At 60.4% G+C, this 11510-nt stretch carries 9 protein-coding genes; 6 read left to right on the forward strand and 3 right to left on the reverse strand.

Going from position 1 to position 11510, the window contains the following annotated elements:
• Positions 1-37 precede the first annotated feature (37 nt).
• Positions 38-2716 carry an aconitate hydratase AcnA gene (acnA, locus tag RSE16_07195; GenBank protein WRH77238.1) on the reverse strand — a complete coding sequence of 893 codons (2679 nt, stop codon included), beginning with the start codon at positions 2714-2716 and terminating at the stop codon, positions 38-40.
• 342 nt (positions 2717-3058) lie between these two features.
• Positions 3059-3415, reverse strand: coding sequence for a DUF559 domain-containing protein (locus RSE16_07200; protein WRH77239.1), 357 nt, complete (start codon positions 3413-3415; stop codon positions 3059-3061).
• 226 nt (positions 3416-3641) lie between these two features.
• Between RSE16_07200 and RSE16_07205 the strand changes: the two genes are divergently transcribed.
• The 4 genes from RSE16_07205 (at position 3642) to rpmB (ending at position 6492) form a co-directional block, all read left to right on the forward strand.
• On the forward strand, positions 3642-4346 hold the full coding sequence (locus RSE16_07205; protein WRH77240.1) for a hypothetical protein: 705 nt from the start codon (positions 3642-3644) through the stop codon (positions 4344-4346).
• A gap of 37 nt (positions 4347-4383) precedes the next feature.
• On the forward strand, positions 4384-4941 hold the full coding sequence (locus tag RSE16_07210) for an N-acetyltransferase family protein (protein ID WRH77241.1): 558 nt from the start codon (positions 4384-4386) through the stop codon (positions 4939-4941).
• Positions 4942-4991: 50 nt separating this feature from the next.
• A complete protein-coding gene (locus RSE16_07215; GenBank protein ID WRH77242.1) occupies positions 4992-6116 on the forward strand; it encodes an acyl-CoA dehydrogenase family protein in 1125 nt (374 codons plus the stop codon).
• 82 nt (positions 6117-6198) lie between these two features.
• On the forward strand, positions 6199-6492 hold the full coding sequence (rpmB, locus tag RSE16_07220; protein WRH77243.1) for a 50S ribosomal protein L28: 294 nt from the start codon (positions 6199-6201) through the stop codon (positions 6490-6492).
• A gap of 13 nt (positions 6493-6505) precedes the next feature.
• Here rpmB and RSE16_07225 read toward each other — a convergent pair whose 3' ends face one another.
• Positions 6506-7516 carry an esterase-like activity of phytase family protein gene (locus tag RSE16_07225; protein WRH77244.1) on the reverse strand — a complete coding sequence of 337 codons (1011 nt, stop codon included), beginning with the start codon at positions 7514-7516 and terminating at the stop codon, positions 6506-6508.
• A 167-nt stretch (positions 7517-7683) separates the two neighbouring features.
• Between RSE16_07225 and RSE16_07230 the strand changes: the two genes are divergently transcribed.
• Both RSE16_07230 and RSE16_07235 read left to right on the forward strand, forming a co-directional pair.
• On the forward strand, positions 7684-8079 hold the full coding sequence (locus RSE16_07230; GenBank protein WRH77245.1) for a glycine zipper 2TM domain-containing protein: 396 nt from the start codon (positions 7684-7686) through the stop codon (positions 8077-8079).
• Between the two features lie 188 nt (positions 8080-8267).
• Positions 8268-11207, forward strand: coding sequence for an L-glutamate gamma-semialdehyde dehydrogenase (locus tag RSE16_07235; GenBank protein WRH77246.1), 2940 nt, complete (start codon positions 8268-8270; stop codon positions 11205-11207).
• Positions 11208-11510: the final 303 nt, after the last annotated feature.

Genomic DNA, 11510 nt, shown 5'->3' on the forward strand with positions numbered 1-11510 from the left:
TGACGCGGCCCCTTTTTAATCACCCTGTTATCCCAGATTAAGCGGCAAGCTTCCGCAGCACATAGTGCAGGATGCCGCCGTTCAGGAAATACTCCAGTTCATTGGCGGTATCGATGCGGCACAGCGCGTCGAAATTGAAGGTTGAACCATCCTTGCGCGTCACCTTTACCGTCACCGTTTGGCGCGGCTTCAGGTTGGCGACGCCGGCGATGGTGAAGGCGCAATCACCGTCAAGGCCAAGGCTCTGGCGGCTCTCGCCATCCTTGAACTGAAGCGGCAGCACGCCCATGCCAACAAGGTTCGAACGGTGAATACGCTCAAAGCTTTCGACGATCACGGCCTTGACGCCGAGCAGATTGGTGCCCTTCGCCGCCCAGTCGCGTGACGATCCGGTACCATATTCCTTGCCGCTGATGACGACCATCGGTGTGCCATCGGCTTTGTGTTTCATGGCGACGTCATAGATCGGTTCGGCGGGGCCGCCATCATAGGATGACATGCCACCTTCGATTCCGGGCACCATTTCATTCTTGATTCTGATGTTCGCAAATGTGCCACGCATCATGACTTCGTGATGGCCGCGGCGGGCGCCGTAGCTGTTGAAATCAGATTTGCTAACCTGATGTTCCATAAGCCATTTTCCGGCGGGGCTATCTGCCTTGATGCTGCCGGCGGGGCTGATGTGGTCGGTGGTGATCGAATCGCCGAGTATCGCGAGCGGCTTTGCCTCGATGATGTCAGAAACCGGCGCCGGGGTCATTTCCAGACCTTCGAAATAAGGCGGGTTGGCGACATAGGTGCTGCCTGCGCGCCACTGATAGGTTTCCGAACCTTCGACGTTGATCTTCTGCCAATGTTCGTCGCCCTTATAGACGTTGGCATAGCGCGCCTCGAACATTTCGCGGCTGATATTCGCGGTCATCAAATCGTGGATTTCGGCGTTGGAGGGCCAGATATCCTTAAGGAAGACGTCATTGCCGGCCTTGTCCTGCCCGATCGGGGTGGTGGTGAAATCCTCGGTCACCGTGCCCTTCAGCGCATAGGCGACGACCAGCGGCGGCGAAGCGAGGAAGTTGGCGCGCACATCGGGTGACACGCGGCCTTCAAAGTTGCGGTTGCCCGAAAGGACAGACGCGGCAACAATGTCATTGCCGTTGATCGCCTTCGAAATCGGCTCTGCCAGCGGGCCGCTATTGCCGATGCAGGTGGTGCAGCCATAGCCGACCAGGTTGAAACCGATCGCGTCCAGATGTTCTTGCAGGCCCGCCTTCACCAGATAGTCGGTGACGACCTGGCTGCCCGGCGCAAGGCTGGTCTTCACCCAGGGCTTGGGCTTCAAACCGCGCTCATTCGCCTTTTTCGCAACAAGGCCCGCGGCAACCAATACGCCGGGGTTGGAGGTGTTGGTGCAGCTGGTGATTGCTGCGATCACAACATCGCCATCGCCGATATCATGGGCTTTGCCTTCCACCACAACGCGCTTGAAACCTTCATGCTTGTAAACTTCGGCAAGATCCTTGTTGAACACATCGTCGACGTTCGAGAGCACAACCTTGTCCTGCGGGCGCTTCGGCCCGGCAAGGCTGGGCTGCACGGACGACATGTCGAGTTCAAGCGTTGAGGTGAACACCGGTTCGACCGACGGATCGATCCAGAAACCCTGTTCCTTGGCATAAGCCTCGGCCAGCGCAATCGCCTCTTCGCTGCGGCCGGTAAGGCGCATATAATCGAGTGTCTTGTCGTCAATGCCGAAAAAGCCGCAGGTCGCGCCATATTCGGGCGCCATATTGGCCAGCGTCGCACGGTCGGCGAGTGTCAGCGAGGCAAGGCCCGGGCCATAATATTCGACGAAGCGGCCGACCACGCCATGCGCGCGCAGCATCTGGGTCGCGGTCAACACAAGGTCGGTCGCGGTGATGCCTTCGGGCAGCGAACCGGTCAATTTGAAACCGACCACTTCGGGGATCAGCATTGATACCGGCTGGCCCAGCATCGCGGCCTCTGCCTCGATGCCGCCCACGCCCCAACCCAGAACGCCCAGGCCGTTGATCATTGTGGTATGGCTGTCGGTGCCGACACAGGTGTCGGGATAAGCGACGGTCGTGCCATCGGCATCGGTTGAGGTCCACACCGCCTGCGCGATATGTTCAAGGTTCACCTGGTGGCAGATGCCGGTGCCCGGGGGAACCGCCTTGAAATTGTCGAGGCTCTTCGATCCCCATTTCAGAAAGTCATAACGCTCGCCATTGCGATAATATTCGATTTCGACATTCTGCTCGAACGCCTTGGGGTGGCCGAATTCGTCAACCATCACCGAGTGGTCGATGACCAAGTGGACGGGAACGAGCGGGTTGATCTTGCTGGTATCGCCGCCCAGCTTTGCAATCGCATCGCGCATCGCGGCCAGATCGACCACGCAAGGCACGCCGGTGAAATCCTGCAACAGCACGCGCGCGGGGCGATACTGGATTTCATTCTGGCTTTCGCTTGGGTTCTTCTGCCAATCGACCAGTGCCTGTGCATCGGCGGTCGAAACGGTGAAACCACCATCTTCAAAACGCAGCAGATTTTCGAGCAGCACCTTCATGCTGAAAGGCAGGCGCGAAACATCGCCCAGCTTTGCCGCCGCTTTTTTCAAGGAATAATAGGCATAGCTTTTGCCGCCCACATCCAATGTGGAGCGGGTGCCTAGTGAGTCTTGTCCAACGGCGGTCATGGTATTACCCCTTCTGTGTTCGGTGCCCATGCGCGGGATTGGGGAAGACGCTCAACGAACGCAATCACCGTTCGCCCTTAGCTTGTCGCAGGGTCTTGTCGAAAGGTGTCCGCTGACCATCAAACCAGCGCAGAAGCGGGAGATTCGATTATCGCGCGCGGCCTAGCGGAAGTGCGGGTTTGGAGCAAGAGGGGGAGGGGCGTTAGGTTGCAACGCTTCTCTCTCCTTTAGGGGAGTTGAGCGGGTGAGGGAGTTCGGCCTTTGCCGCACTACCCCTCTCCGCTGCGACTAGGCAGCAAGCTGCCAAGTCTCGCACCTCTCCCCTGAAGGAGAGAGGGGGAGTTATCCTTTAAACGCAGTTGAGAGGGCGGCGGCGATCGTTGCGATTACGCTGTTGACATTCTGCATCACATCGCGGTTGGCAAATCGAAGCACCCGATAGCCTCGATCTTCAAGATAGCGCGTGCGATCGGCATCGTGGCTTTGCTGGCTCGCATGCGTGTCGCCATCCAGTTCGATGACGAGCATCATCGGCGTCCTGCAGGCGAAGTCGGCGATGTAAGTTCCAATCACTACCTGCCGGCGAAACTTTGCGCCGCCCAATTGGTCGGCCTTCAGATATGCCCATAATCGGCGCTCGGGCGGCGTTGCCTCGCGTCGCATCTGTTTGGCCCGACTAATCAGCTTATGGCTGCGCAAACCCTCTCTCCTTCAGGGGAGAGGTACGAAGTCTTATTGCCAAAGGCAATTAGACGCAGTGGAGAGGGGGAAAGAGAGCATGAAGTTGCATTCTTAAACCACTGTCCTACATATAACCATATAGGTTATCAGTGATTCGTTTCGTTAACCTCGAAAGGAATCGCCCCATGCCCGTCGTTGCCCCTACCTGTCCCGATCCGCATCATCGCATCTGGGGCAACCGCTGATGGCGCGGCGTCGCAAGCCGGCGGATGATCTGGCCGATGCCTCTGCCAATCCGGCGCAGCATATCCCCGCAGGGCCGATCAAGGCGGATATTGCGACGATGATGCCGGGTTACCGCGCGCGGCATGATGGCTGGAACCAGCAACGATTGCAGCGCTTTCTGGATGTGCTGGCGCATAGCGGCTGTGTTGAGGATGCGTGCCGCTGTGCGGGCATGTCTGATGTGGCGCCTTATCGGGCTAAGAAGAAATATCCCCTCTTTGCCGCGGCGTGGGAGGATGCGCTCGAACGGTCGCGGCAGGGGTTGATCGCCATTGCCTGGCAGCGCGCGGTTGAGGGACGTGAGACGATCATCATCCGCAAGGGGGAGGAATATGAACGCAAGATCCAGCCATCGGATGCGATGCTTGGCCTGTTGATCAAACGCGGCGATCTATCGGGCGGGGCGCTTGCGGAAAAATCCGACGATGTGCTGACTTATGAAGAATGGAAGGACGGCTGGACCTTCAAGAAACATGGCGGCAAATGGAAACCGCCCAGCGCGGCAGAGGTGACCGCGCGCCTGTCGGCCAAATTTGGCCTGATGCACAAAAGGATGCTCACTGATGCCGACGCGCGCGGCGTGTGCATCCGTTGCGACGCGCCGTTGCGCCCGGGCATGACCAACGCGATGATGGAGGAAGGCGGCAGTGCATCAAAGCAATAGCATTGCGTGGATGGCCGCAATTGGGCAGGAGGGCGCGATGCACGATGCCCTTGATATCCGGCCGGCAAAGGCGTTGGACGCACAGGCGATTGCCGCGATTTACGCGCACCATGTCCGCCATGGGACCGCCAGTTTCGATACAGAGCCGCGTTCGGTTGCGGCGACCGAGGCAAAGATTGCCGAATGCGCGGCGCGCGATTGGCCCTTTCTTGTCTGCACGCAGGGCCCAACGGTCATCGGCTATGCCTATGCCGTGCAGTTCCGCGACAGGCCGGCCTATGGCCTGACCTGCGAGGATTCGATCTATGTCCATCCCGACCATCTGGGCAAGGGTGTGGGGCGGGCACTGCTCGGCGCGCTGATCGATGCGGCGCAGGCGGCGGGTTTCCGCCAGATGCTTGCGGTTATAGGCGGGGCTGAACCGGCTTCGGTCGCGCTGCATGCGGCGCTTGGCTTTACAGAGGCAGGGCGGATGCGCGGCGTCGGGCGCAAATTCGGTCGCTGGCTCGATTCGCTGTTCATGCAGCGGGCGCTGGGCGCAGGCGATGGCGCGCCGCCTGAAAAGGAGCCGGACGCAGCGCCAATCCGGCCTTGATTTAACCGCACGATTAAACCAGATAGTGGTGATTAGAGGAGGAGCGCGTCATGGATTTTGCGGGGCTGGGCTATAGCGAGGAGCAGATCGAACTGCTCGATGTGGCAACCGCATTTTGCCGCGAAAAATCACCGATGACAAAGGTCCGCACGCTGATGGAGAGCGAGACCGGCTTTGATGCCGATGTCTGGCGCGAAATGGCCGATCTGGGCTGGCTTGCAGTCGCGGTTCCAGAGGCGCAGGGCGGCGTCGGGCTGACACTGGCTGAGGTGGTGCCGATTGTCGAGCAGATGGGGCGGACCATGCTCCCGTCGCCCTTTGTCGCAACGACCCTTGCGCAACAGGCGCTGCTTGCAGGCGGCACGGCGGCGCAGCAGGGCGAATGGCTGTCCCGGCTGGCTGCCGGCGAGGTGGGCACGCTGGCCTTGAGCGAGGCCAATGGCGACTGGCAATTGACCAATATTGAGGCGCGCGCATCGCGCAGCGGCGATGGCAGCTTGACGCTTTCGGGTACAAAGCATTTCGTGCTTTGGGCGGAAAATGCCGCGCTTGTCATTGCCACGGTGCTGCTTGATGGAAAGCCCGTGCTGGTCGCGATTGAGCGGGCGGCGATCCCCGCAGGTGCGCTGCGCCGTGAGGGTATTGTCGATGAAACCAAGCGCAGCTTTGCGCTGACGCTCGACGGGATCAGTCTGCCCGAAAGCGCGCTGCTGGATACAGATCGGGCAACGCAGGCACTGGCTCAGGTGGAACTGGCGGCGAATCTCCTTCAGTCTGCCGAAATGTGCGGCGGATCGCAGGCGGTGATAGACTATACGCTCGATTATCTGCGCACGCGCAAACAGTTTGGAAAGCTGATCGGCGAATATCAGGCGCTGAAACATCCGATGGTTGACGCCTATGTCACCTATGAAAAGGCGCGCACGCATCTTTACAGCGCGGCCTACAGCCATGGCGAGCAGGGGCTGGGTGAGGTCGCCGTGCGCATGGCCAAGGCGGCTGCAGACGGCGCCTATAGCTTTGCTGCGGACCGGGCGGTGCAGTTTCATGGCGGCTTTGGCTTCACCCATGATTGCGATGCGGGGCTCCACCGGCGCGCCGCGATTTTCCAGGCATCGCAATATGGCGACGCCGGATGGCAGCGGGCGAAACTGGCTGACCTGCTTCTCGCTTGACCTTTCACGCCTGCACGGTTAGGGGCAGGCGCTTTCCGGGGATAGCGATTCCCGTTTATCGACACAGAATAGGATTTTCACGATGTCGCGCATTTGCGAACTGACCGGTAAAGGCCGCATGGTCGGCCACAATGTGAGCCACGCGAACAACAAGACCAAGCGTACCTTCCTGCCCAACCTGCAGAATGTTACGCTGATCTCGGACGCGCTGGAACAGAATTTCAAGTTCCGCGTCTCGGCGTCGGGTCTGCGTTCGATTGAGCATGTTGGCGGTCTCGACAACTGGCTGCTCAAGACTTCGGACGAGAAGCTGTCGATCAATGCACGCAAGGTGAAGAAGGCTGTCGCCAAGAAGCAGACGGCTGCCGCCGCCTAATCAGCGCGCTTCGCTAAAGAGTTTGAAAGCCGGGGGCGGGTTCCGCCTCCGGTTTTTTATTGGGCAAGGTCAGCGCGAATTTCAGCAGCAAGCTGCGCTGCATTGCCGAGAAATTATTGTCGGATAGCATCCAGACGATCAGTCGCCCGTCTTGCTGCGTCACGGCCAGCGCCTCCATATTGTCGACGAGCAACGGGGCGGCCAGCGCCGCCAGCAGTTGTGGCTGTGCGGCGGCATCTTCCTTGATCATGGCGGGATCAATCAGCGTCAGCTTGGCCGAAAAGCCGTCGGGAAAGGCGATCCGCCGGTTGAGTATCAATATCCGCCCGTCGGGCAATAATGCCGCGTCGGTGGGTCGGTATCCCTTGGGCGCGCGATAGCCAAAGGGCATGACCCGGCTTCCCGTTTCAACCGGATCGCCCGAAAAGAGATAGGCGCTGTGGCTGCCATCGGGGCGCGAATGGGTTTCGGATATGATCAGGAAACGGCCATCGGCAAGCCGCACCAATGTTTCGACGCCGCCATTGGCGCGCCAGTTTTTGGCAAAGGCCAGCCGCTTCACGCCGTCGATCCGGCTGAGCGATGCGGGCATCCGGCGAATGGCGTGGCGCGCTTCATAGCTGATCCAGATCCGCCCGCTATCGGGATCACGCGTCATCCCTTCGCTGTCAAAATCGCGATAGTCACTGTCTTCGCTGACGCCAGGCAGCGCGGCGATGAAGCTGTCCGCCATCTTGCCCGCCCGACCCGGTGTGAAGCCGATCAGCGTTCCCGCATCGCTCAACGCAAGGAATCGGCCGTCGGGCAGCGCCACCATCCCCGAAATCCCGCCAAAGCGGCTATTGTCGCTGCGCAATTCCCAACCGCCCAGATAGGTCAGCGCGCCGACGCGCCGCCGTTCGGGATTGGCGGCATCCAGCGGCAGCGGAACCATCGCAATCGTCTGGCTGTCATTGCGCCAATAGGCGCGGTGCCCGCCGATCGACAGCAGGGCGAGTAACAATATCGGCAATAGGCGGAGCATTCGCATCGCCCCCTCATATCATTCATGAAAAAAAGCAGAAGTCTGAACAGGAGATAACATTGGCATTCATGAAAGGCTCAAGTCGAATCGCATAATCCGGTTTCACAGACAGCAGACCGCCCAGCCAGAAACGGGCCCGGGTCAAAAAATGAAGAGGAGACAGGAAAATGCAGATCAAGAAAAACATCGGCGCACTGTTCGCCACCGCCCTTCTCGCCACGGGCTTTGCCGCAGTTCCGGCTGCAGCGCACAGCGGATATGACGATGATGATGGCTATTACAGCTACAGCCGCGACCGCGAATATCGCAATGACCGTGGCTATCGCGGAGACCGTGGTTATCGCGGTGACCGCAGCGACCGGGGTTATCGTAACCGTGGTGATCGCTGTGATCGCGGTACCGGCGGCACAATCATCGGCGGTGTTGTCGGCGGTCTTGCCGGTCGTGAAGTTGCCCGCCGCGGTAACCGCACTGAAGGCGCGATCATCGGGGCTGCCGTCGGCGCATTGGCGGGTCGCGCCATCGACAAATCCGACAGCCGCTGCGGTCGCCGCTGGCGTTGAAACTAAGGTGAAGGGGAGCGCGGTCAGTACCGTCCCTCCCCTCTCCGCTGCGACTAGGCGGCAAGCGGCCAAGCCTCGCCCCTCTCCCCTGAAGGAGAGAGGGGGAATTGGTAACAATTGAAACTTGCAGCAGCCTGCCCCCGGCGGCTAATGCCGCTGGCATGACTTCCTCGTTAGAAAAAGCGCGCATGGCGATACGGCCGCATTATCGTGCCGCCGAACCCGAAACACTGGCCCCGCTGGTGGCTGCGGCACAATTGCAGCATGGCGAACGCGAGGCGATTGTCGGCCGCGCGCACGGGCTCCTCGCCGATTTGCGCGGCGCACAGTCTGATGGCTGGGTGAACCAATTTCTCCAGGAATACCGACTAGGCACCGAAGAGGGGACGGCCTTGCTATCGCTGGCCGAGGCCTTTTTGCGCGTGCCTGATGCCGACACGGCTGATCTGTTGATCGCAGACAAGCTGGGCGATGCCAATTGGCGTGCGCATAAGGGGCAGTCGGCCAGCCTATTGGTGAATGGTGCGACCTGGGGCCTGGTGCTCGGCAAGGCGATGGTGGGCGATGAAAGCACGGGCGTGCTGCGCAAGCTGCTGTCGCGTGCAGGTGAACCCTTTGTGCGTCAGGCGGTTGGTGCTGCCATGCGGTTGATGGGGCAGGTGTTCGTCATGGGCCGCACCATTGATGAGGCGCGCAATCGGATGGAGGACAGCGAGAATCGCGGTTTCACAGCCAGTTTCGACATGTTGGGCGAAGCAGCGCGCACCCGCGACGATGCCGCCCGCTATTTCGAGGCCTATCAAAATGCGGTCGCCGCGGTCGGTGCCGATCCGGCGCGCGGCCACAGCGTTTCGGTGAAATTGTCGGCGCTGCATCCACGTTATGAAACCGCAAAGGCGGCGACCTGCGTTCCCGAACTGTCGGCGATGCTGGTCGAATTGGCGCGGCAGGCGGCCGATGCCGGCGTGCAATTGACGGTTGATGCCGAAGAAGCCGCGCGGCTGGAAATGAGCCTTGATATCATTGAAGCAGCGGCCCGCGACCGGCAGCTGAAAGGCTGGGACGGGCTGGGCATGGCGGTGCAGGCCTATTCCAAACGCGCGCGTCCAGTGCTGGCATGGGCGGACAGCCTTGGCCGCGAAACCGGCCGCGTGATGCAGGTCCGGCTGGTAAAGGGCGCCTATTGGGACAGCGAAATCAAATGGGCCCAAGAACGCGGCCATTCCGATTTCCCGCTGTTCACGCGCAAGCCGGCAACCGATGTGTCCTATCTCGCTTGCGCGCGCGACATGCTGGCGGCAAGCCATATCCGCCCGGCCTTTGCCAGCCATAATGCGCTGACCGTGGCGACGATCCTCGAATGGGCTGGCGATAGCCGTGATTTTGAATTCCAGCGGTTGCACGGCATGGGGCAGGGGTTGTTCGAACGGTTGGTTCGCGAAGACGGCTATCATTGCCGCATCTATGCGCCCGTTGGCGGCCATCGTGATCTCTTGGCCTATCTCGTCCGCCGCCTGCTGGAAAATGGCGCGAATAGCAGCTTTGTCCACCAGCTTGCTGATGAGGATGTGAGCGAGGAAGAATTGCTCGCTGACCCGGTGGAAAAGGTGATGCAAACAGGCGGCAGCCGTCATCCGTCAATCCGTTTGCCGTCTGACCTTTTCATGCCCGAACGGCGCAACAGCGACGGTCTGGATCTGGATGATGCCGCCATACTCGCTGATATTGCCAGCAAGGTTGTCGCGATGCCCGCGATGCCTGCGGGTATCGATGCCAATGTGTCCGGGGCGATTTCCGCCGCGCAATCTGCTTTCCCGACATGGTCGGCGACTCCGGTCGAAGACCGCGCCGCCTGTCTTGATCGGCTGGCCGACCTTTTGGAGGCGCATCGGAGCGACCTGATGGCGATTGCCGTGCAGGAGGCGAAAAAGACGATCCCCGATGCACTATCCGAAGTGCGCGAAGCGATCGATTTTTGCCGCTATTATGCAGCACGTGCGCGTTCAGACCTTCTGCCGATCGAACTGCCCGGACCGACCGGCGAGCGCAATGTGCTGCGCCATGAAGGGCGCGGTGTTTGGGCGGCAATTGCGCCGTGGAATTTTCCGCTGGCGATATTCCTCGGGCAGGTCGTTGCTGCTTTGGTCACCGGCAACGCCGTGGTGGCAAAGCCTGCACCGCAGACGCCGCAAATTGCGCGCTTCGTAGTGGCGCTCGCTTATCGTGCAGGCGTGCCTAAGGGTGCTTTGCAACTGGTGACTGGCGGCGGAGATGTGGGTACGGCGCTCACTGGCGATCCGCGCATCACCGGCGTTGTTTTTACCGGATCGGTGCCAACGGCCAAGGCGATTGCGCGCAACCTGCTGGCGGACGATTCCCGTCCGCTGGTGCCGCTGATCGCAGAAACGGGCGGTCTCAATGCCATGTTCGTCGATTCAACCGCATTGTCCGAACAGGTGGTGCGCGATGTTATCGTCTCGGGCTTCCAGTCTGCCGGGCAGCGCTGCTCGGCGCTGCGCTTGCTGATGCTGCAGGAAGATATTGCCGATGCGACGCTTGAAATGCTGGCGGGGGCGATGGACGAACTTGTCGTGGGTGATCCTGCCGACCCTGCAACCGACATTGGCCCTGTGATCGACAAGGCTTCCTATGACCGACTGATGGCCTATCGTGCGTCGCAGGCAGACCGGATGGTGCACAGCATCGCGGTGCCGGATGATGGGTTGTTCGTGCCGCCGACGGTGATCCGCCTCGATAGCCTTGATGATCTCAACACCGAATATTTCGGTCCCATAGTTCATGTTGCGACATGGCCTGCCGGAAAACTGGAAGAGGCGATCGCGGCGGTCAACGCCAAGGGTTTTGGCCTTACCATGGGGCTGCACAGCCGCATTGCGCGCATTTCCGACATGGTCGAGGCGCGGGCGCGCGTCGGCAATCTCTATATAAACCGGTCGATGATCGGTGCCGTTGTCGGCAGCCAGCCTTTTGGCGGCGAAGGGCTTTCGGGAACGGGGCCCAAGGCGGGCGGGCCCAATTATCTCCACCGTTTCTGTGCAGAGCGCACGACCAGCACCGATACGACCAGCGCAGGGGGCAACGCCTCGTTACTGTCGCTTGAGGACTGAAATGAAAAGGGGCGGTGCGCGACCCGGCACCGCCCCTCCCTACATCGCACTAGTCCGGCGCAATGCCGAAGGCGATGGCCCCCGTTCGCGAAAAAGCCGTCGCTTTATCGCGATCGTGACATGATCTTTCATCCGCGCGACAACATCGCGCGCCAGCTATTGAAAAGGCGCCCTATCTAAGGCCGCAGCCGCGACCGGATCCGCCTGAACGCCTTTTGCTTTAGCAGAAAAGGACTTTCGGCGCACTTAACAAAGCGCTCATTTAGGCGTCAGAATGGTAAATGGTTGTAAAGCGCCGGGGTG

It is taken from the genome of Sphingobium sp., from assembly GCA_035196065.1.
Lineage (GTDB): Bacteria > Pseudomonadota > Alphaproteobacteria > Sphingomonadales > Sphingomonadaceae > Sphingorhabdus_B > Sphingorhabdus_B rara.